The organism is Bradyrhizobium sp. 134, from assembly GCF_023074155.1.
Lineage (GTDB): Bacteria > Pseudomonadota > Alphaproteobacteria > Rhizobiales > Xanthobacteraceae > Bradyrhizobium.
The window spans coordinates 259,106-281,158 of record NZ_JADPKX010000046.1; the positions used below are offsets into that span (position 1 = coordinate 259,106).

At 63.3% G+C, this 22,053-nt stretch carries 19 protein-coding genes; 9 read left to right on the top strand and 10 right to left on the bottom strand.

The window, feature by feature from the left end:
• Positions 1-4: 4 nt before the first annotated feature.
• Positions 5-1,564, bottom strand: a complete 1,560-nt coding sequence (locus IVA75_RS18665; protein ID WP_247283213.1) for a winged helix-turn-helix domain-containing protein — start codon at positions 1,562-1,564, stop codon at positions 5-7.
• Between the two features lie 420 nt (positions 1,565-1,984).
• Between IVA75_RS18665 and IVA75_RS18670 the strand changes: the two genes are divergently transcribed.
• Positions 1,985-3,346: an adenylosuccinate lyase family protein gene (locus tag IVA75_RS18670; RefSeq protein ID WP_247283215.1), complete on the top strand. Its 1,362-nt coding sequence runs from the start codon at positions 1,985-1,987 to the stop codon at positions 3,344-3,346.
• 113 nt (positions 3,347-3,459) lie between these two features.
• Positions 3,460-4,716: an aminopeptidase gene (locus IVA75_RS18675; RefSeq protein ID WP_027570071.1), complete on the top strand. Its 1,257-nt coding sequence runs from the start codon at positions 3,460-3,462 to the stop codon at positions 4,714-4,716.
• A gap of 159 nt (positions 4,717-4,875) precedes the next feature.
• Here the strand turns inward: IVA75_RS18675 and IVA75_RS18680 are convergent, their stop codons facing one another.
• Positions 4,876-5,430 carry a hypothetical protein gene (locus tag IVA75_RS18680; RefSeq protein ID WP_247283217.1) on the bottom strand — a complete coding sequence of 185 codons (555 nt, stop codon included), beginning with the start codon at positions 5,428-5,430 and terminating at the stop codon, positions 4,876-4,878.
• A gap of 235 nt (positions 5,431-5,665) precedes the next feature.
• On the opposite strand from IVA75_RS18680, the gene IVA75_RS18685 reads away from it, so the two are divergent.
• Positions 5,666-6,121, top strand: coding sequence for a cupin domain-containing protein (locus IVA75_RS18685; protein WP_247283219.1), 456 nt, complete (start codon positions 5,666-5,668; stop codon positions 6,119-6,121).
• Between the two features lie 98 nt (positions 6,122-6,219).
• On the opposite strand, the gene IVA75_RS18690 is transcribed toward IVA75_RS18685, so the two are convergent.
• The 6 genes from IVA75_RS18690 to IVA75_RS18715 form a co-directional block, all read right to left on the bottom strand.
• On the bottom strand, positions 6,220-7,269 hold the full coding sequence (locus tag IVA75_RS18690) for an amidohydrolase family protein (RefSeq protein ID WP_247283221.1): 1,050 nt from the start codon (positions 7,267-7,269) through the stop codon (positions 6,220-6,222).
• A gap of 116 nt (positions 7,270-7,385) precedes the next feature.
• Positions 7,386-7,907 (bottom strand): hypothetical protein, encoded by a 522-nt coding sequence (locus IVA75_RS18695; protein ID WP_247283222.1) that lies wholly within the window; start codon positions 7,905-7,907, stop codon positions 7,386-7,388.
• Between the two features lie 75 nt (positions 7,908-7,982).
• Positions 7,983-8,927 carry an EamA family transporter gene (locus tag IVA75_RS18700; RefSeq protein WP_247283224.1) on the bottom strand — a complete coding sequence of 315 codons (945 nt, stop codon included), beginning with the start codon at positions 8,925-8,927 and terminating at the stop codon, positions 7,983-7,985.
• 69 nt (positions 8,928-8,996) lie between these two features.
• Positions 8,997-9,809, bottom strand: coding sequence for an MBL fold metallo-hydrolase (locus IVA75_RS18705; RefSeq protein WP_027570076.1), 813 nt, complete (start codon positions 9,807-9,809; stop codon positions 8,997-8,999).
• Between the two features lie 109 nt (positions 9,810-9,918).
• On the bottom strand, positions 9,919-11,445 hold the full coding sequence (locus IVA75_RS18710) for a permease (protein ID WP_247283226.1): 1,527 nt from the start codon (positions 11,443-11,445) through the stop codon (positions 9,919-9,921).
• Positions 11,442-12,191, bottom strand: a complete 750-nt coding sequence (locus IVA75_RS18715; RefSeq protein ID WP_027570078.1) for an ABC transporter ATP-binding protein — start codon at positions 12,189-12,191, stop codon at positions 11,442-11,444. The genes IVA75_RS18710 and IVA75_RS18715 overlap by 4 nt, the downstream gene beginning before the upstream one ends.
• 263 nt (positions 12,192-12,454) lie before the next feature.
• Here IVA75_RS18715 and IVA75_RS18720 point away from each other — a divergent pair, with 263 nt between their 5' ends.
• From IVA75_RS18720 to IVA75_RS18745, 6 genes are all read left to right on the top strand, one after another.
• Positions 12,455-13,330, top strand: coding sequence for a branched-chain amino acid ABC transporter permease (locus IVA75_RS18720; RefSeq protein WP_027570079.1), 876 nt, complete (start codon positions 12,455-12,457; stop codon positions 13,328-13,330).
• A 4-nt stretch (positions 13,331-13,334) separates the two neighbouring features.
• Positions 13,335-14,486, top strand: coding sequence for a branched-chain amino acid ABC transporter permease (locus IVA75_RS18725; protein WP_247283228.1), 1,152 nt, complete (start codon positions 13,335-13,337; stop codon positions 14,484-14,486).
• Entirely contained in the window at positions 14,483-15,241 is a 759-nt protein-coding gene (locus IVA75_RS18730; protein ID WP_247283231.1) for an ABC transporter ATP-binding protein, read from the top strand. The genes IVA75_RS18725 and IVA75_RS18730 overlap by 4 nt, the downstream gene beginning before the upstream one ends.
• A gap of 4 nt (positions 15,242-15,245) precedes the next feature.
• Complete coding sequence (locus IVA75_RS18735; RefSeq protein WP_247283233.1) at positions 15,246-16,034, top strand: ABC transporter ATP-binding protein; 789 nt, start codon at positions 15,246-15,248, stop codon at positions 16,032-16,034.
• Positions 16,035-16,183: 149 nt separating this feature from the next.
• Positions 16,184-18,022: an AMP-dependent synthetase/ligase gene (locus IVA75_RS18740; RefSeq protein WP_247283267.1), complete on the top strand. Its 1,839-nt coding sequence runs from the start codon at positions 16,184-16,186 to the stop codon at positions 18,020-18,022.
• Between the two features lie 79 nt (positions 18,023-18,101).
• Entirely contained in the window at positions 18,102-19,301 is a 1,200-nt protein-coding gene (locus IVA75_RS18745) for an ABC transporter substrate-binding protein (RefSeq protein WP_027570084.1), read from the top strand.
• Positions 19,302-19,486: 185 nt separating this feature from the next.
• Here the strand turns inward: IVA75_RS18745 and IVA75_RS18750 are convergent, their stop codons facing one another.
• Together IVA75_RS18750 and IVA75_RS18755 are read right to left on the bottom strand one after the other, a co-directional pair.
• Positions 19,487-20,611, bottom strand: a complete 1,125-nt coding sequence (locus tag IVA75_RS18750; protein WP_247283268.1) for a lysozyme inhibitor LprI family protein — start codon at positions 20,609-20,611, stop codon at positions 19,487-19,489.
• Between the two features lie 180 nt (positions 20,612-20,791).
• A complete protein-coding gene (locus tag IVA75_RS18755; RefSeq protein ID WP_247283270.1) occupies positions 20,792-21,523 on the bottom strand; it encodes a transglutaminase-like cysteine peptidase in 732 nt (243 codons plus the stop codon).
• Positions 21,524-22,053: the final 530 nt, after the last annotated feature.

Consider the following 22,053-nt stretch of genomic DNA (forward strand, 5'->3'; position numbering starts at 1 on the left):
TTCGCTACCTCATCCCCGCGCGCCGCAATCCCTCGAGATAATGCTCGCGATCCTCGTCCCGCAGCATCGGCAGCTCGCGCGTGATCCAGGCGAGCGAGATGCCGGGTTGGGCGCGGCGCAAGCCTTCCAGGGCGGAAGCCGCGCGCGCGGGATCGCCCGACATTCCGGCGGCGGCCGTCAGCACGCGATGCGCGCCGACGAAATCGGCGCGCTGCCGCATCGACTCGCGCGCCATCTGTGCGGCGCCTTCGTAATCGCGGCCGATGAATCGGGCATAGGCCGCAACGCCGCAATAGATCGCCGCGAGCGGGTCGCGCGGGCTCAGCCGCAGCGCGCGGCGCGCCGCGACATCGCCGTTCTGCCATCGTCCCGCGTAGCACAGCGTCACGCCATAGAAGGCGTGCGCCATCGCAAAGTTCGGATTGAGGTTCAGCGCCAGCTCGAATTCCGCCAGTGCGTCGTCGAAGCGGCGGCGGAATAAATAAGTGTATGCCAGGCCGTGATGAGCCCAGGCATCCTCGCGATCGGCCTCCACCGCCGCGAGCGCGGCGCGCTCGGCGATCGGTACGGTCGGGGCCATCTCGGACCAGCCCATATGCGCGCCGAAGATGTGGCTGGTTGCGAGCAGGCCGAGTGCCTTGCCATAGGCGGGATCGAGCGCGACGGCCTCTTCGAGCAGTCCTTGCGCGGCGGCATTGTCCTCGCGAGTGATGCGCCAGTAATGCGACAATGCGCGCATCACGAGGTCCCAGGCATCCAGGCTTCCCGGTGGCTTCTGCTGGGCGCGAAAACTCTCGGCGGTATAGAGCTGCGGCTCGATCGCGGCGACGATCGCCTCGGTGATCTCGTCCTGCACCGCAAAGATGTCGGCAAGCTCGCGGTCGTAACGTTCGGCCCAGAGATGGCTGCCGGTCGAGACGTCGTTGAGCTGCGCGGAGATACGCACGCGATCGCCGCTCCGCCGCACGCTGCCTTCGAGCACGTAGCGCACGCCGAGCTCGCGCGCGACCTCGTTCATGTGCACCGCGCGGCCCTTGTAGACGAAGGAGGAGTTGCGCGCGATGACGAAGAACCAGCGCAGCTTCGACAGCGCGGTGATGATGTCCTCGCTGATTCCGTCCGAGAAATAATCCTGCTCGCGGTCGCCGCTCATGTTGGTGAAGGGCAGCACCGCGATCGCCGGCCGGTCCGGTAGCGGCAGCGGAGCCCGCAGAAGCTTCGCTCCGAAATCGGATTCCGGCGCGGTTGCCCCACGCTTGGTTTCGACGTCGCCGACGAAACGAAAACCTTTGCGTGAGATGGTTCGGATCAGCGCCTGGCTCGCGCCGCTGTCTCCGACTGCCTTGCGTGCCGCATTGATCCGGCTGGTCAGCGTGGATTCGGAGACGCTGCGCCCGTGCCAGATCTTGTCGATCAGTTCGTCCTTGCTGACCACCCGATCGCGGTTCTCCATGAGGTGGACAACGAGATCGAACACCTGAGGCTCCACGGCAACGGGAACCTGCTCGCGGCTCAGCTCGCGCAAGTCGGTATCGAGCAGGTGATCCCGGAACAGAAACTGCACGTCGAAAACTCAGACCTCAAGGCAACATCGGGCAATGATGAAAGCAAAACGGATTTCGGCTGATGTCTGTGAGTCCGCCAAGGGGCCTGTCCGGTTCACCACGATCGCGTGATGGCAGCCATGCGATTTACGGGGAGGAATGCAACCTGGATTAGAATAAAGCCGTTTCGGCCGGATTGTCGCGATTTCGTCACGGCGTTGCGAGCAATCCATCCTGCCGTCGCGGAGCTAGCGTGGATTGCTTCGTCGCAAGGGCTCCTCGCAATGGCGGTGTTCAGGCAATGGCGTGCGGCAGCTTCCCATGTTGTCCTGGCCTTCGCGACAGCATCGAATACCTGACGAATAGTGAATGTCCATTGCCGAACAGTTCCGTGTGCGTAAGCTGCCCTCACACAAAACACCAACCACGAAGAAACGCCCATGCCCGCTTTTCATGCCTCAACCACCGTGCTCGATTCCATGCTGTTCCGCGATGCCTTCGGCACGCCGCAGATGCGGGAGGTGTTTTCCGATATCGCGACGGTCGCGCGCTATGCCGAGGTCGAGGTGGCGCTGGCGAAGGCGGAAGCGAGATGCGGGGTGATTCCGCAGGACGCCGCCGATCAGATCGCGGCGCGGACTGACGTTGCCGCGCTGGATTTCGACCTGTTGCGGCAGGAGACCGATGTCGTCGGCTATCCGATCCTGCCGCTGGTGCATCAGATGGTGAAGCAATGCGGCGATGCCGGCCGCTATGTGCATTGGGGAGCGACCACGCAGGACATCATGGACACGGCCGTGGTGCTGCAACTGCGCGCAGGCCTCGAGATCGTCGAACAGGATATCGCGGGCTTGCGCAAGATCCTCGCCGACCTCTCGAAGCGCTACCGCGACACGCCGATGGCGGGGCGCACCCATCTCCAGCAGGCGCTGCCGGTCACCTTCGGCTACAAGACCGCGATCTGGCTCGCGATGTTCGACCGCCACGCCGAGCGCATCAGTGAATTGAAGCCGCGCGTTCTGGTCGGCCAGTTCGCCGGCGCCGCCGGCACGCTGGCCTCGCTCGGCGACAAGGGGTTCGAGGTGCAGGAAGCGCTCTGCGCCGAACTGAGGCTCGGCGTTCCCGCCTCGACCTGGCACGTCGCACGCGACGGTTTTGCCGAGGCCGTCAATTTCCTGGCGCTCGTCACCGGCTCGCTCGGCAAGATCGCGCTCGACGTCATGATCATGGCCTCGACCGAATTCGCGGAGGTCTACGAGCCCTTCGTCAAGGGACGCGGTGCTTCCTCGACCATGCCTCAGAAGCGCAACCCGATCTCCTCGGAACTGATGCTTGCGGCGTCCAAGGCGGTGCGCCAGCACGCCGGCCTCATGCTGGATGCCATGGTGCAGGATTTCGAGCGCGCCACCGGGCCCTGGCACGCCGAATGGATGGCGATCCCCGAGAGTTTCGTGCTGACCGCCGGCGCGTTGCATCAGGCGAAGTTCGCGCTCGCCGGCCTCATCGTGGACGAAAGCAAGATGAACGAGAATCTCGCCGTCAGCCGCGGTCTGATCGTGGCCGAAGCCGTCATGATGGGGCTCGCGCCGCAGATCGGGCGGCAGGAGGCCCATGACGTGGTCTATGACGCCTGCCGGCTCGCCAATGAGAAAGGTCTGACATTGGCGGACGCACTGTCGTCCGATTCCCGCGTCTCCGTCAGAATCGATCGTGCTACGATCGAGGCGCTGACATCACCGAAAAATTACCTCGGCCTTGCTCCCGCCATGGTCGACCGGGTGCTGAAATCGGCAACGCGTTGAAAACCAAAATGCGCGAAACTGCGTATCTTTGGGGTGTCGCAAGGCACTCGCGCACTTGTGTCTCGCGATGCTAGACTTAGATTGAGCGAGAGACGTTCGGCAGAGGATTCGGCATGACTGATCAACGCATCACCTCCACTCCCATCGATCCCGTGAAGCTCGACCGGCTGGCCGAGGTTGCGGTGAAGGTGGGCCTGGGCTTGCGGCCCGGCCAGGATCTGCTCTTGACGGCGCCTGCGATCGCGTTGCCGCTGGTGCGGCGGATCGCCGTGCATGCCTACAAGGCCGGCGCCGGCATCGTGACGCCCATTCTCTCCGACGAAGAGATGACGCTGGCGCGCTACCGCCACGGCCACGACGACAGCTTCGATCGCGCCGCCAACTGGCTCTACGAGGGCATGGCCAAGGCGTTCTCGAACAACACCGCGCGTCTCGCCATCGTCGGCGACAATCCGATGCTGCTGTCGGGCGAAGATGCATCCAAGGTCGCGCGCGCCAGCAAGGCCAATTCCATGGCCTATCAGCCCGCACTGGAAAAGATCGTCAATTTCGACACCAATTGGAACATCATCGCCTATCCGAGCCCGTCCTGGGCGAAGCAGGTCTTTCCGAACGATCCTGAAGAGGTCGCGATCGGCAAGCTCGCGGACGCGATCTTCGCGGCGTCCCGCGTCGATCGCGAGGACGCGCCGGCCAATTGGGCGAGCCACAACGCGGTGCTGCGGGAGCGCACCAACTGGCTCAACGGCCAGCGTTTCCGCGCGCTCCAGTATTCAGGACCGGGCACCGACCTCACGATCGGCCTCGCCGACGGCCATGAATGGGAGGGCGGTGCTTCGCTCTCCAAGAACGGCATCAGCTGCAACGCCAATATCCCGACCGAAGAGGTCTTCACCACGCCGCATTGCCGGCGCGTCTACGGCCATGTTGTGAGCTCGAAGCCGCTGTCCTACCAGGGCACGCTGATCGACAACATCGCGGTGCGCTTCGAGGACGGCAGGATCGTCGACGCCAAGGCTTCGCGCGGCGAGGAGGTACTGAACAAGGTGCTCGACACCGACGAGGGCGCGCGCCGTCTCGGCGAGGTGGCCCTGGTGCCGCATTCCTCGCCGATCTCGCAGAGTGGGCTGTTGTTCTACAACACGCTGTTCGACGAGAACGCAGCTTCGCACATCGCGCTCGGCCAGTGCTATTCGAAGTGCTTCGTCAACGGCGCCCAGCTCACGCCGCAGCAGATCGCGGCGCAAGGCGGCAACCAGAGCCTGATCCATATCGACTGGATGATCGGCTCGGCCGAGACCGACATCGACGGCATTCTGGCCGACGGCAGCAAAGTGCCGGTGTTTCGCAAGGGCGAATGGGCGAAGTAACGCGTCTTGCAGTCCATCCTTCTAGACGCCCGCTTCGCGGGCTCCTCAGGATGAGGTTTCTTCTTGCGGTGAGATATTAGACCCTCCTGGTGAGGAGCGCCGTTCACGGCGCGTCTCGAACCATGAAGGCCGAGCACGTTCCTATTCTCAAAGCCCGCCTTACGCCGCCGCGTTGCACAGCATCGGGCTGTTGTCGATGCTGAAGCGGTTGAACAGCGTCGTGAACGGGCTGCCGTCGGTGGCCCGCACGACGGCGTCGGAGGCCGCCACCGCGTCGTAGAGCGCACCGACCGGATCATTCGCCTCGGGCAAGTCGAGGCCGTTGCGGATTTGCTCGCGGGCCTCGTTGACGTCGTCCTCGTCGTCGAGTGTGGCCTCCAGCGCGTCGGCCGCCCGCCGCATTTCATGGAGGTCACCGCCGGCGGAAAATTTGAGGATGTCGAGCCAATAGGGGCGCGCCACGACGAGCTGGACGAAAGCCTCGAAACTTTCCGCGATGATTCCCGCGCGGCCTTCCGATGAGACGTAGAGCACGTTCTGAGACGGCAGCAGCACGAACGCGCCACCGGAGCCGTCACTGCCGATCTGCCGGGGGCTGTCGATTCCGTCGACCGTGAACCAGGGCTCCTCTTCGGTTGCGAAGGAGACATCAAGGCTGCCGAGCCAAGCGACGACCTCGCCTTGAGTTGCGAGAACCTCCGGGGTGAGGGGCATCGGCATGGCTCCTTTCAGATAGCTTCGCGCACTTTGTCGCACCCCGGAAAAGAAGGGTTCATGTGCGCGAAATTGCAGGGAAATTGCGACGTTAACCGTTTCGCGTCTGCAACTTGCGGCTGATTGTCGGCCCCTGCGTAAGAAAGAATTAAAAACCGGCTACTAGCGTTCCCGCCATCTTTGAACAATCCGGGCCGAGACCCGGCGGATCATATTTTATCCCTTGGGGAAACAGATGTCGCGTACATTGATTGAAATCAGCAGTTGCAATGTAGACCTCGAGCTGCGGCCGATCGAACCGTCCTGGATCATCGAAGGCAATCCGGTGTCGCGCTCGCACATCCTGTCCACCAGCGCTGACGGCACCGCTTCGACCATCATCTGGGCCTGCACCGAAGGGCGCTTCAACTGGTACTACGATATCGACGAAACGATCATGATCATGGAAGGGTCGATCGTGCTCGAAAGCGACGGCATGCCGCCGAAGCGCTACGGCCCGGGCGACGTCATCTTCTTCCGCAACGGCGCGCATGCCAAATGGCATGTCGAAGGCCACGTCAAGAAGATCGCGTTCTGCCGCAAGACCAATCCCGTGATGATCGGCTTCCTGATCCGCATCGTCAACAAGCTCAAGAAGATCTTCGTCTCCACCGGCGAGCGCCGTCCGGCCTCGCTGATGGGCGCCGGCTAGAGTTCAATCAGTTTCAAGGACGCTTCCCAGCGGTCACGACGGAACGGGGGCCGGGATCAAGATCCCGGCCCCTGTTCTCGTCATGACGGCAATCCTTTTTAAGGCAAATCGAGCCGGTAGAAGTTGCTCGCGGTCTGCGAGAACAACGCCGTCTTCTCGGTCTCGCTCAGGGGCGCCGCGATACGCTTGAAGGCGTTGAAGATCACCTGGTAGCTGCACTGGCCCTTGTCCGGCGGGAAGTTGCTCTCGAACATCGCGCGCTTGGGTCCAAACGCCTCGATGCAGGTCTCGACGTAAGGCCGCCACGCGGCGGCAAGCTCCTCGGATGACGGCGGCCTCTCGCGCAAATGGAAGTCGTAGCCGAGCAGGCACATCGCGAGCCCGCCGAGCTTCACCACCACGTTCTCGCATTTGGCGATCTCCTGGATCGACGCCCGCCATTGCGGAAACACCTCCTCGCGTCGCCCGGCAAACCGGCCGATTCCGGCCGGGCCGCCGCAATGGTCGAGCACGATCCTGGTGTCGGGAAATGCGCGGGCGAGCTCGGTCAGCTCGCCGATCTGCGGATGGAACAGCCAGGCATCGAAGCTCAGATTCAGCGGCGCGAGACAGGCGAAGCCCCTGCGGAAGGTCGGGTCCTGCAGCAATCCCTGCGGCCGGTTCGCATACATGCCGGCGACAGCAGGATCCGGGTCCCAGGCCGAGGAATGCCGGATGCCGCGGAAGCGACCGTTGCCTGCCGCGATCTCGGCCTCCAGCACCGGCTTTGCGGCATCGCCGAGCAGCAGATTGACGTGGCTGACGATGCCGGCGCAAATCGCGGCCTTGCCGTAACCGCCGCTGGCGCTCATCGCGGCGACGCCATTGGCGAATTCGACCTCGCCCACCGGCCGGAATGCTTCTGGCCCGTGCGCACGATACATCGAGCGGCAATCGACATAGACGGTGGCGATGACGTTGTGGCCGGAGGCGATATCGGCCGCCATCTCCTCGATCAGATAGCGGTGCCCGCGATTCCAGAGATGGTGATGGGGATCGACGATCGGCCGTAAGGGATCGATGATCTCCTCCTGATGCAGCGCGAGCCAGTCCTTGCGCGGCTCGACGAATAACCCGCTCGTGTTGGCGGGCAGACCGCTTGCGGCCATCGGTGTTCGCTCCCCTTTGAATGCTTCTTGTTCGGGGAGCCTAGCACCTCGTCATCGCACGCAGCAGCGCGCGTTGCGCAACCGCACCCGTCATCGCGGGCACAGCGGCGCCGTCGTCAACCCTTGCGCCGCTTCGCCCTTACATCGACCACGAGCCGCCAATCGGTTGCGGTGGCCGGCTGGACCTCGCCGAGCCAATGGAAGAAATCCTCGGTGATCTCCGTAAAGCTCCACCGCGTCAGGTCGCCGGCTTCGGTCGTGCCTTCCTGCACGATGTCGGCATCGCGTGGACGGCCGATCTGCTGGCGGAATATGCAGCGACCGGGATCGAACCAGGAAATCCGCCAGGCATCGATGGTCGGATCGTAGACCCGCAGCGTCGTGCCGTACCAATTGCCGGCGATCGGCAAGGCCGGACTGCCAGCCGGGCGCGGAATGATCCAGACGTCCTGCACGGCGCGGCCCTCCAGCACCCAGCCGAAATGGATTTCGCCGGGCGCGGTGTGTTTCGTTCCATCGGGTCCATGGGCGGTGATCTCGGCGTCCCAATCGCCGACGAAACGGCCGTAAAGCCGCAGCGCCGCCGCGTGCTCGGGGTTCGGTCCGTCCGCGTGCAATAATCTCGCAAAGTCGGTCATGTCGATCTCCTGTTGCGAGGAGATCAGCACGACCGGCCGGCAGCCGACTTGGAGAAAATTGCGCGGCGCCCGCCGTCAAGTCTTGTTGGGCGACAGATGCCCTATGCCAGGATTAGACTTTTCGTTCGTTGGTCGGCTCGTTGAACGTTCCGCGAGCCAAATGACGATCACGGAGACAATGACGAGACCCGCACCAAGCAGCATCACGCGCGAAAATGGCTCGTTCAGCACGACAGTGCCGAGCAGCACAGCGATCACCGGGTTGACGAAAGTGTAGGTCGACACCAACGAGGTCGAGACGTTTTCCAAAAGCCAGTTGTAGGCGACGAATCCGATCACGCTGCCAGCGATGATCAGCCAAAGCGCCGCTGCGAGCGAGACCAGCGAAACCTCGCTTGGCCTGAAGTTTCCGATCTCGCCTGTCAGCCAACTGATCGCGAACAACACGGTGCCGCCGATCGAAAGCTGGATGCCCGAAAGCAGGATAGCGGATGCCTGGCTCGACATGCTCCGGGACAAGACAGTCGCGGCCGACCAGGACAAGGCCGCAGCCAGCAGCCAGACGACGGGAAAGATGCTGATGCCAGCCTGCTCGACGTTTTGCCACGCCACGCGTCCGACGCCGAAGAAGCCCGGCGCGAGAGCGAGCAGGGCAAGGGCCTTCGGCCGCTGATCATCGGGGAACAAGATATCGATCAGCAGGATCCAGAACGGGATCGTGGCCAGCACGATGGCCGCCACGCCCGACGGAACCGATTGCTGCGCGAAGGCGAGTACGCCGTGGCAACCGACAAAGAACAGGAGCCCGCACAGGCTCGCCCTTATCCATGCCTGCGCGGATACGTTCGCGACCTCACCGGCACTCATGGCCAGCAACAAGATGCCGCCACAGAACGAACGTAACGCCATCAGCAGAAATGGCGGAATCGATTTCAGGCCCAAAGTGATGGAGAAGTAGGTGGAACCCCACAGCAGGTAAATGGCCGCAAATGAGCCTATGACCAGCAACCGTCTGCTCATGATTGCTCCGATGTAACTGATCTCGAAGCAACCAAGTCGGAGGAGGCTGATGCGTTCCGACGTCGCGCCTCACACCCCGTCGAGGATGATCACCGTCGGCTTCGACGGCAGCGCATCCCGGGACATCCGGAAACTTCGTTCCATGCGGCGATCGATCTCGAACTGCTGGCCGATGCGTTGCATGAAATCGTCGAGCGGGGTGGCGAAGCGGTGCATCGGCAGCACCACCGAGGCGCGCAGCCGCTTGGTGATCTCGGAGACGCCGTCGAGCGACATGGTGTAGGTGCCGTCGATCGGCACCATCACGATGTCGAGCCGCCCGATCTGGGCAAAATGGCTGTCGTCGAGCTTGTGGTGAAGATGGCCGAGATGGCCGATGCAGAGGCCCGCGACCTCGAAGATGAAGATGGAGTTGCCGTCACGGATCATGTCGGCGCCGGAATCGTCGCCGAAATAGCGGCGGATGTCGGTCGTGACGTTGCGAATGAAGGTGTCGCCGATGCGCTCCGACACGATGGCTGGCTTGCCGTCCTCGCCCCAGCCATGCAGCACACGTGGAATGCGCTTGTCGGGATATAAAGAGTAGTGCGTGCTGTGGGCCCGGTTCATGGTGACGACATCGGGCAGCCGGCCCACCTGGTAGGCCCCGCTATAGTCGGTGGCGATGCGCAAGCCGCCGGGCGTGTCGATGAAATAGGTGGAATGGCCGGCATAGGTGATCTCGACCTCGGCCGCGGCCGCCGCTTGCTTGAACGCGACCGACATGAGGCGCGGCGCAGCATTGGCCATCGCCAGGCATTCGCTGCGCTGTGGCTGTTGGGCGAGGGCATGCGACAGAGTTGCGCCGAACAGCGCCAGAGCCACCGAAACCAGTCGCCGCATGAATCCATCCCCGATGACTTCAGGGGAAAGTCTAGCGTGCAATGCAACGCGTGGCCAACAGCGCGCGATCAACAGCGCGTCAGTGTCGCACCCTCACGCCGGCCCATTGTCACTCCCGCCGCGGGCTGAACTTCCAGGTGATGGCGACGAGGCTCGCGGTGATCAGGCCGCTGACGAGACCGACGATGGGCAGCGTGAGCACCAGGGCAGCGCTGGCAGCCCAGCCGATCGAGGAGAACGCCTCGGCAAAGGTCGCAAGCCGCGACGAGGTCTGGCGGCGGCGAAATTGGCTGCGCCGGGCCTGCACCCGGAACCAGAGCTGGATTGCGGTGGCGGAGGCCGCGCTGACGATGACCGCACCGGCGCTGACCGCGGCCTGGAACGCCGAGGCGAAAGCGAGCGCCGCGATCAGCGGGCAGAAGATGACGGCGATCGCGATCAGCACCACCTCGATCTTGGCGCGGACGACGCTGGACGGCGTCAGCGGCGCGGTCGCAACCAGGTCGGGCGCGTCCTCGCCCGAGATCGTCAGCCAGGCAAGCCCGCCGGCGAGTTGTCCAGCCGCCATGACGATGACGGGCGTGATCAGCGTCAGTGCCGCGGAGCTGTCGGCAAAGTTGCGCCAGAGCAGCAGCGCCGGTGGCACCAGATAGAGCAGCTGCATCAGCGTCTGCGAGATCAGCCAGGGATCGCGCCAGAGCAGCGAAAACTCCTTGCGCCGCAGGGCATGCTGCCGCGATCCGCCGCGAAACGGGCGCTCCTTCGCGCTGCGACGGCCGGACGTGCCATAGGCGGCGGCATCGATCGCCGTGTCTGCAAAGCGGCTCGAAAAGATAGCCATGACGCTTCCGAGCAGCACGAGCCCGAGTGCCAGGAGCAGCAGCAGCGCCTCGGCGTCCCCCATCGCCGCCCGCGCCGGCCACCACCAGATACTGTCGGCATCGGGCGCGTAAGCGGCCAGGCTACCCGAAGTCAGGATGGTGAAGCGCGATAGCGTGCCGTAGGACATGATTGCCGCGACCTGGAGCGCGATCACGAAGCCGGCGCCGATGATCGCGGCGAGGATCTGGGCGACGAACCGTGTCCGCGCCGGACCGATCAGGCGGAACAGCAGGATAGTGACGGCGATCGCGACCGCTGCGGCCGACAGGCCCATGGCGACGACGACGCCGAACGCTGCGAGCCAGCGCGCGCCGCCCCCGAACACCAGCACGTCGATAAAAGGCGTGGAGAACAGCAGCGCCATTACCGTGACGGTGAGCGCGATCGCGGCGATGCGCACCGAGAACAGATTGGCCAGCGTCGCGGGTGAGGACATGATGAGGTCGAGATCGGCGCGGGCGTAAAACACCCGGGTCACCGATTCGATCGCCTGTGACAGCATCAGCGTCCAGGCCAGAAAAATCGTCGCCGAGATCACGATCAGCGAGGATTTGTCGAGCGGCAATTGCAGGTCCGCGAAGCGGCCGATCACCGCCCAGGCCGGCACGTGCAGCAGCGCCGCGAAGAACAGCAGGCCGATTACCGCGGCACGCGTTCGTTTGCGCCGCCCGCCGGTCATCATGGCGAGCCATTCGCGCCAGGCGAGCCGGAGCTCGTGGCGGGCGAACCAGGACAGCGCGGTGGCCGAGCTCATGCGGCTTCCTGGAGCGTCACCAGTGCGATGAAGAGATCTTCCAGGCTGGTATCGGCATGCCCGTTTTGCTGCCGCAGCTCGGTCAGCGTGCCCTCCGCAACCAGCCGGCCGGCTGCGATCACGCCGATGCGGTCGGCCATGCGTTCGGCGACCTCGAGGATATGCGTGGTCATGATGACGGTGCAGCCGGCGCGGACGCGCTCGCTGAGGAGTCCCTTGACATGGCGGGCGGAGACAGCATCCAGTCCCGTCAGCGGCTCGTCGAGGATGATGAGGCGGGGATCGTGCACCAGGGCGCCGGCGAGGGCGACCTTCTGGCGCATGCCCTTGGAAAAACCCTCGCAGCGTTCGTGCCGGTGCGGCTCGAGCCCGAGCGAGTTCAGGAGCTCCGCGGCGACCGGTTCCGAGGCCGATGGTGCGATGCCCCACAGACCGGCCACGAATTCGAGATATTCGAGCGGCGTGAGCTTGTCATAGATCATGGGCTCGTCGGAGACCCACGCCATCACCTGCTTGGCGGCAACGGGGTTTTGGAGCGCATCGATGCCGAAGATGGAGACCGCGCCGGCATCGGGCCGCAAAAGGCCCGCAACCATGCGCAAAGTGGTGGTCTTGCCGGCGCCGTTGGGGCCGACCAGCGCATAGAATTCGCCGGCATGGATGGTGAGATCGAGGTTATCGACCGCCAGACGGTCAAAACGCTTCGTTAACCCCAGGACTTCGAGCGCCGAATCGTCCCGCTTCATCACGGCCACACCTTGCGGTTTTGCATCGCTCGCGACCATGCCCCGAAGATGTTTCGGCACCGTGAATCGCGCTGCGGCAAATTCCGTCATCCGGACTGGACTAATGGCAAGTCACCGTTTGTTGACAGCGCTTGGCGGTTCAGGCTGAATTGGCGAAGGGACGAATGGCGCGAACGCAGCGAAACGACTGCGTAGCGACTGAACACAAGATGCGGCAAGGCGGTCAGGACGAACCGCCGGTTGTATCGGGAGGATGCGCGACGATGCTGGATTTCGTTCAGCAGCTGGTCAGCGGTGTTGCGCTCGGCTGCGTCTACGGCCTGATCGCGCTCGGCTTCGTGCTCGTCTACAAGGCCACCGAGGTCGTCAATTTCGCCCAGGGCGATCTGATGATGCTGGGCGGCTTCTTTGCCTTCACCTTCATCGGTATGATGGGCCTGAACTACTGGATCGGCTTTGCCGGCGCGGTGGCGGCGATGGCGCTGTTCGGCATGCTGGCCGAGCGCGTGGTGGTGCGGCCGATCCTCGGCTATCCGCAATTCTCCATCATCATGGCCACCATTGGGCTCGGCTATTTCCTGCGCTCGGTCTCCGGCATGATCTGGGGCACCGACGATTTCAAGATCGACACGCCCTTCAGCCAGGGCGTGCTGCGGATCGGTTCGCTGGTGCTCGCCCATGACAAGCTCTCGGTGATCGCGGCGACGGTCATCCTCTGCGCGCTGCTCTGGCTGTTCTTCAACAAGACCACGCTCGGCACCGCGATGCGCGCCAGTTCCGAGAACATGCTGGCGGCCTATTACATGGGCATCCCGGTCAAGCGCGTGGTGTCGATCGTCTGGGCGATCAGCGCGGCGGTTGCGACCTGCGCCGGCGTGCTGCTGGCGCCGATCACCTTCATCCATTCCAATGTCGGTCTGGTGCTGGGCCTGAAAGCGTTTCCGGCCGCCGTGCTCGGCGGCTTCGGCTCGATCCCCGGCGCCGTCGTCGGCGGCGTTCTGATCGGCGTCATCGAGAGCATGGCCGGCTTCTATCTGGCCGAGGGCTGGAAGGACGTCGCGCCCTATATCGTGCTGCTCGCCGTGCTCTTGCTCAAGCCCGAAGGCCTGTTCGGCCTTCACGTCCGCAAGAAGGTCTGAACGCATGCGCTTCCTGTTCAAGACCGACTACGAGGACGACATCAGGCTGTTTCCGCATTCGGGCTATTACGTCTCGTACGGTCTCCTGCTGGCCGTGCTGCTGATCGCGCCCTATGTGCTCTCCAGCTATCTGATGAGCCAGCTCGTCTTCGTCTGTATCTACGCGACGGTCGGCGTGGCGTTGTTGATCTTGACGGGTTTCACCGGGCAGGCCTCACTCGGGCATGCGGCGTTTCTCGCGATCGGTGCGTATACGGCGGCCTATCTGCAGAAATATGGTGTGCCGTTCCCGGTCTACTTTCTCGCCGCCGGGCTCCTGACCGGGCTGATCGGTGCGCTGGTCGGCTTCCCCGCGCTGCGGCTGCAAGGCATTTATCTCGTCATCGCCACCATCTCCTTCGCCTTCATCGTCGAGGAGATTCTGGCGCGTTGGGAGAGCGTCACCAACGGCAACGAGGGCATGCGGATCAAGGCGGTGTCGCTGTTTGGAGTAGCAGTCTCGCGCGACAGTCCCACTTTCTATTTCCTCTGCCTCGCGGTGCTGGTGCTGACCATCGTCGGTACGCTCAACCTGTTGCGCTCGCCCACGGGGCGCGCCTTCGTCGCGATCCGCGACAGCGAGACGGCGGCGCGCAGCATGGGCGTCAACGTCGCGCTCTACAAAGTGAAGTCCTTTGCGATCTCCGCGGCGATCACCGGCTTCGCCGGCGTGTTGTTCGCGCACAAGCTCTCCTTCATCTCGCCGGAGATGTTCACGCTCCAACTCTCGATCGAGTTCATCATCGTAATCCTGATCGGCGGCACCTTCAGCCTGCACGGCGCGGTGCTGGGGGCGATCTTCATCGTGATGATCGATCCGTTCCTGACCTACCTCAAGGACGACATGCCCGGCATCATCGCCGGCATTGCCGCGACCTTCGGAGCGGGCACGCAGACCGCCGCCAATGTCCAGTCCAAGGTCGCGGCCTTTGCTTCACTCAACGGCCTGAAAGGAGCGATCTACGGCATCATCATCGTATTGTTCGTGCTGTTCGAGCCGCTCGGGCTTTACGGCCGCTGGCTCAAGATCAAACTCTTCTTCCAGCTGTTCCCGCTCTACAAACGCGCCACTTTCAAGCGGCAGAAGATCTACGTGAAGTCGGAGCGCAACCGATGAGCTATTTTCGCGCCGAGAGCTTGTCGCTGCATTTCGGCGGGCTGAAGGCCGTCGATGCGGTGTCGTTCGCGGTCGAGAGGGGCGAGATCCTCTCGATCATCGGGCCGAACGGCGCCGGCAAGAGCTCGATTTTCAACCTGATTTCGCGGATCTACCGGCCGACCTCCGGCCGCATCCTCTTCGAGGATCAGGACATCACGGAGCAGCCGCCCCACGACATCGCAAGGCTCGGCATCGCCCGCACGTTCCAGAACATCGAGCTGTTCGAGAACGCGACGGTGTTGTCGAACCTGCTGGTCGGACGCCACCGGCATTCGACCACGCAGCTTTGGCAGGAGCTGTTGTTCCTGCCGGGCGTACGGGCCGACGAGAAGGTGCATCGCCGCAGGGTCGAGCAGGTCATCGAATTCCTCGATCTCGAACCCTACCGCGACAAGCTGATCTCGGGTCTGCCTTACGGCGTGCGCAAGGTGATCGAGCTGGCGCGCGCACTATGCTCGGAGCCGAAGCTGATCCTGCTCGACGAGCCGTCCTCCGGCCTCAACGTGGAGGAGACCGACGACATGTCGTTCTGGATCCGCGACCTCAAGAGCGAGCTCGGCGTCACCGTGCTCATGGTCGAGCACGACATGTCACTGGTCAACCGCGTCTCCGACCGCGTCATCGCCCTGAACTACGGCCGGGTGCTGGCGATGGGCTCGCCCGCCGAAGTGCAAGAGCACCCCGACGTCGTCGCCGCCTATCTGGGAGCCTGACGCGATGGATGCCGTGGTGACACCAGACATCATCCTGAAACTCTCCAACATCGAGAGCTATTACGGGCCGATCATGGCGATCCGCGGCATCTCGCTTGAAGTGCCGCGCGGCCGCATCGTCACGCTGCTGGGCGCCAACGGCGCCGGCAAGACCACGGTGCTCAAGACGATCTCGGGCATTCTCGATCCGCAGAAGGGCGCCATCGAGTTCATGGGCAAGTCGATCCAGCGCATGGAGGCGGACAGGATCGTGCGGCTGGGCCTCAGCCACGTGCCGGAGGGACGCGAGGTGTTCCCGTTCCTCTCCGTGCGCGAGAACCTGATGATGGGTGCCTATCCGCGCAAGGATCGTGACGGCGTTGCCGAGGATCTGGAGCGCGTCTACGGCTATTTCCCGCGGCTGAAGGAGCGCATCAACCAGCCGGCCGGACAGCTCTCCGGCGGCGAGCAGCAGATGCTCGCAATCGGCCGCGCGCTGATGAACCGGCCGACGCTGTTGCTGCTCGACGAGCCCTCGCTCGGGCTGTCGCCGATCCTGGTGAAGGAGATCTTCGCCATCATACGCCGCGTCAACGAGGAGCAGGGCATGTCGATCCTGCTGGTCGAGCAGAACGCCAAGGTGGCGCTGGAGACGGCGCATTATGGCTATGTGCTGGAGATCGGCCGGATCGTGATGAACGACAGCTGCGACCGTTTGATGCATTCGAAGGACATCCAGGAATTCTACCTTGGCGCCAAGGAAGCGGGCGCACGAGGCGAGCGGCGCTGGAAAAAGAAGAAGACTTGGCGTTGAAGCAAGACTTGGTGTTGAAGCAAGACTTGGCGTTTAAGCAAGACTTGGCGTTGAAGGAAGAATTGGCGTTAGATCGGGAGACCCGTCCGAAACAATAGACCGCCGGCAAGGCAGGCAGCGGAGGGGAATGCGACAAGGAGGAGACGTGAATGGCCCGACCGGCGGTGCTGACGGTCGCTGACACGATCGCGAAGAGCTTTTTGCGCGCCGCGGAAACGCGGGGCGACAGGCCGGCTATACGCGAGAAGAAATTCGGGATTTGGCAGCCGACCAGCTGGCGCGAATGGCTGGAGATCTCGAAGGAGATCGCCTACGCGCTGCACGCCATCGACTTCAGTCCCGGCGACGTCGCTTCCATCATCGCCAACGCAGTGCCGGAATGGGTCCATGTCGACATGGGCATTCTGTGCGCCGGCGGCGTCTCCTCCGGCATCTATCCGACCGATGCCTCATCCCAGGTCGAATATCTCGTCAACGATTCCCGGACGAAAGTGATCTTCGCCGAGGACGAGGAGCAGCTCGACAAGGTCCTGGCCTGCCGCGCACGCTGTCCCTCTCTGCGAAAGATCATCGTGTTCGACATGGAGGGCCTCAGCGGTTTCTCCGACGACATGGTGATGTCGCTCGAAGAGTTCCGCGCGCTCGGGCGTAACCACATGGCCGGCCGTGACGCGCTATGGCAGGAAATGGTCGACAGTCGCAGTGCGAGCGATCTCGCGGTCCTCGTCTATACATCCGGCACCACGGGCCCGCCCAAGGGCGCCATGCATGCCAATCGCAGCGTCACGCACCAGATGCGGCACGCCAACGATTTCATTCCGGCGCGCGAGAACGAGGACCGGCTGATCTTCCTGCCGCTCTGCCACGTCGCCGAACGGATTGGCGGCTATTACATCTCGGTCGCGCTCGGCTCGGTGATGAATTTTGCCGAGAGTCCGGAGACCGTGCCGGACAATCTGCGCGAGGTGCAGCCGACCATCTTCCTCGCGGTGCCGCGGATCTGGGAGAAATTCTATTCCGCGATCACCATCGCCCTAAAGGACGCGACGCCGCTGCAGCAATGGGTCTACCGCCGCGCCATCGATATCGGCTATCGCATGGTCGATTGCAGGATCGAAGGGAAACCGCCGCCGCTGTCGTTGCGTATCGCGAACGGCATCGCTTATCGGCTCGCATTCCGCAACATTCGCCGCATGATCGGGCTCGACCGTTGCCGCATCGCCTTCACCGGCGCGGCGCCGATCGCGCCGGAGCTGATCCGCTGGTATCTCGCGCTCGGCATCGACATTCATGAGGTCTACGGCCAGACCGAGAATTGCGGGGTCGCCACCATGATGCCGGCGGAGCGGATCAAGCTCGGCTCGGTCGGCAAGGCGGTGTCGTGGGGTGAAGTGGCGCTGTCGCCCGACGGGGAGATCCTGATCAGGGGCGACTTCCTGTTCATGGGCTATCTGAACCAGCCGGAGAGGACAGCAGAGACCATCGACCATCGCGGCTGGTTGCATACCGGTGACGTCGGCACCATCGACAATGAGGGCTTCGTCCGCATCACCGACCGGATGAAGGACATCATCATCACCTCGGGCGGCAAGAACATCACGCCGTCCGAGATCGAGAATCAGCTGAAATTCTCGCCCTACATCTCGGATTCCGTGGTGATTGGCGACAAGCGGCCATACCTCACCTGCCTCGTGATGATCGACCAGGAGAATGTCGAGAAGTTCGCGCAGGACCACGACATCCCCTTCACCAATTATGCCAGCCTGTGCCGCGCGGCGGAGATCCAGGACCTGATCTGGCGCGAGATCGAAGCGGTCAATGCCAATTTCGCCCGCGTCGAGACCATCAAGAGATTCTATCTGATCGAACGGCAACTCACTCCGGAGGACGAGGAGCTGACGCCGACCATGAAGCTGAAGCGCGGCTTCGTGAACAAGCGCTATGCCGCCGAGATCGACGCAATGTATCCGACGCGGGCGGTGGCTTGAACAATCCTGTTTGAATAACAGCGAAGGAGTGATGGCCCCACCCTTCGCATCATAAGGGCCCCAAGGAGAGGAGACGTCAATGTCGAGATCGTTGAGAACGTTCGGCTTTGCGGCAGGCGCGGTGGTGCTCACCTGTTTGCCTGCCGCGGCGCAGACCAAGGTCACCAATGAAGGCATCTCGGCCTCCGAGATCGTCATCGGCACCCATCAGGATCTGTCGGGGCCGATCAAGGTCTGGGGCGTGCCGGTCTCCAACGGCATGAAGATGGCGGTCGAGGAAATCAACGCGGCCGGCGGCATCAATGGCCGCAAGATCAGGATGATCCTCGAGGACAACGGCTACGATCCGAAGAAGGGCGTGCTGGCGTCCCAGAAGATGGTCGAGCGCGACAAGATATTTGCAATGATCGGCTCGATGGGATCGGCGCCGACGCTCGCCGCGCAGGATATCCTGTTCGATGCCGGCGTGCTCCAGCTCTTCCCGCTGACCGCCGCCGAGTTCACCTTCAAATTCGACCCGGCCAAGCCGCAGGAGCGGCTGAAGTTCAACAACCTCTTGCCCTATGTCGAGAGCACGCGCGCCGCGCTGAAATACATGGTGGAGTGGAAGAACTTCCAGAAGCCCTGCATCATGCATCAGGATGACGAGTACGGAAAGAACGTGCTCGACGGCTTCACCCAGCAATTGACGGCCATGAAGCTGCAGCCGGCATCGGTGACGAGCTACAAGCGCGGCGCCTCCGATTTCAGCGCGCAGATCGCCAAGATGAAGTCCGACGGCTGCGACCTCGTCGTGCTCGGCACCGTGATCCGCGAGACCATCGGAGCGATGACAGAGGCGAAGAAGCTCGGTTGGGACGTTACTTTCCTGGGGGCGACGCCGACCAACGTGCTGGAAGTGCCGGCGCTCGGCAAGGACGCCGTCGAGGGCCTCTATGCGGCGAGCGGCTTCGAGATCCCCTACGAGGACACCGCCAAGGGCAAGGTCCACGACTGGCTCATCAACTACAAGAAGATGTTCAACACCGATGCCAACACCCAGGCGATCATCGGCTACAACGCGGTGACGACGTTTGCGTTCTACGCCAACAAGGCGGGCAAGGATCTGACCGGGCAGAAGATGCTGGACGCGCTGGAATCGGGCGACAAATTCCTCGACATCTTCAACTCGCCGCCCACCAAATTCTCCAAGACCGACCACCTCGCCAACACCATCACCCAGGTGCAGCAGGTCAAGGGCGGCCGCTGGGTTCTGGTGAAGGACAATCTGATGTTTTGATTTCTTTGCCTCTCCCCGCATGCGGGGAGAGGCCGGAATTTACGCAGCAAATTCCAGGTGAGGGGGCTCTCCGCGCGTCCAACTGTCACCGGATTCGCTGAAGCAGCCCCTCACCCCAACCCTCTCAGCGCGAGCGAAGCTCGTCGCGACCCCCTAAGAACCGGGAGAGGGAGAGCACACAGCCCCTACGATCCCCCACCCGCGGTGCCTGAATTCACCGGGGCCAGTTCGTCTTCCCGGCAGCGCCAGCCGTCGGCGGCTCTGACAAACGCAAAGGTGCGCTGGATCCGCAGGCGGCGTGTGACGTTGAAGGCGTCTGCGGAGCGCTCCTTGTTGCCGACGCCAGGCTGCGGACGACCCGTTGTGGCGTTCCAGCAAGTGCCAGTGCACGTCGTGGCGATCTTGCTGCAGGTGGCGAAGGGTGCCAGCACGGCCATCTCGATTTCGCCCGTGACCTGCGCCTCCTGCTCGCCCACCTGGCTGTCGAGCGCGTAGACGCGGTTGATGCGGAGGAAGTTGCCGCAGGAATTGGCCGCGTGGATTCGCGCGGCGCAGAAATCGATGGCATCGGTGTCGGGCGCGCGGGCTGCGACCTGCCGGCCAAACACCTTCTTCGGATCGCCTTTCGCCGCGCCAATCTCGTCGGCCTTGTGCTTCAGATAGCCGGCGAGACAGTCCTCCGCGGACTCGAGCTCCCCGAGCGGCACGTTCTCCTTGCCGACCAGATTGCATTTGCGATCGCGCTCCCGCGTCCACCGGCCATATTCGGCGAAGGCAAAGCGGGCCGCGGTCGGATCGAGCTTGCCGATCAGGCCGAGAACCTGGCTGTTCAACTCGGTCTCGGCAAGGGCCAGCGAAGGGTCCGCGCAGATCAGCGCGCCCGCGGCGGTGTTGGCGGCGAGACAGTCGAAATCCGGATCGCGCACGATCGCGGCGCGCTCATCGGTCACCTTGAGAAGACATGCCTTCACCCGGTCGAAATCGTCGGTGCGGATCGCGGTCTGGCCGACGATGCCGCAACCGAGGTTGCGCTGGCGAACCCAGATCGCGTTCTCCTCGATCCCAGGCAGGCGATCGGGCAGGCGGGCAAGCCGCGCCTCGATTCCGGTACTCAGCTTCTCGGCGGCGGCGGCAAGCTCGGCATCACCGCAGAACAATTGATTGCCGGGATCTCGGATCTGCTGGCAGTTGTTCCTGGCGAACAGCGGCAGCCTGTCGGCGACGGAGCGGGCGGACGGGCTGGATTGCGCGAAGCCTGGAGCCGCCGGCAAGGCCAGCAGCGCAAGCATAGTCAGCACGATGAACCGCATTCCAGTCGCCCCCGCATAGCCGCGGCCATGCTAGCGTCCCGGATCGCACTGTGGAATGGGTTTGTGGGTAAGCGTACTTTGTGCTGGTAGCCCGGATGGAGCGAAGCGCAATCCGGGATTCGTGCGACAGGCGGCAGCGGCCCCGGATTTCGCTTCGCTCCATCCCGGCCTACAAGAAAATCAACGCGCCTCGGCGGCGACCATCGAGAACCGCACGGGTTCGTCGACATATTTCAGCACGGCCGACTGGTAGAGGACGAACAACGGCTGATAGCTCCGCGCAGCGTCGTCCTCGACCATTGCCATGCGGCGGTTGTCGAGCATCAGCCAGTGGCCGTCGAGCCGTGCAGCGGCAACCGCATGCTCTTCGCCGGCCCTGACGTCACGCACGACGACGATGCGGAGATCTTCGGCGGCGACGCCCGCGAGCCGCAGGGCGGCGATCTTGGCAATGGCGTAATCCTCGCAATCCCCGGCGCCGCGCGCGAAGGTCGCGAGCGGTGAGCTCCAGACGTCCTCGGAACCGTCATCGGCGGCACGGATGGCGAGGTTGATGGCGCGATTGGTTTCGCCCAGCAGAGCGCGGCCGTCACGGCTGCGGGCCTGGTCGACGATGGCGAGCAGTTTCAGCGCAGCGGGCGACGCGCAATTGTCCCGGTCGCCGTCGCACAGCGCGAGCTGCACCATGTCATCGTCTAGCCTGGACCTCAGCGCGAGCCATTTCTGTTGCAGGCTGCCGGCGGAGATAGCGAAGGCGAACACGCCGAACGGCTCGGCGGATTTGCGCACGAGGACGCCGGCCCCCGGCGACAGTAGTGTTCCAGCGCGAAGCTCGGCGGCCGATCCGAGCAGGATCAATCCGCACAGCACAACGATTGCGCGCCAAGCGCGCGAGCGAGCAGCAGTCTCCATCTGACATCCCCTTCCGGCTTCGCCAGGTCCCCCTCGACCTGCACGTGCCGGGCTTTGTTGCTTTCGCGGAGATAGTGCGAGGCCGCCGGTTTTGTTCTGCTTAACGCGCCCGGCTGGGGTCCCAAAACCGGGCAACAGGCTGAAATGGGCCTGCTCAAATTGCGTAAAATTTTACGATTCGCCGGCTAGGAGGGCGGCAGTTGCCGCGAAGAAGGACCAATTGCAGGCACAAGTTGTTGTGGAACTGATTCTGCGCCTTATGGCTAACGGCTCGCTATTTCACGGCTTCTGTTAGTTGGATCACAGATTTGGCCCCGTATTTGCCGCAGGGTGGTGCGGGGATCCACGAACAAAAGATGACAGAAGTATCAATTGCTGGATTTCTACAACGGAATACATGGGGTTACTGGAAATGAGCGAAAATAAGCGCTACTTTACTTATGAGTATTTCAAAAATTACTTTGGCTTCTCTGCAGGCGCCCAGCCGCCTGAGCGCATCGACCGCTTGGTGATGCCAAATCACACAAGCA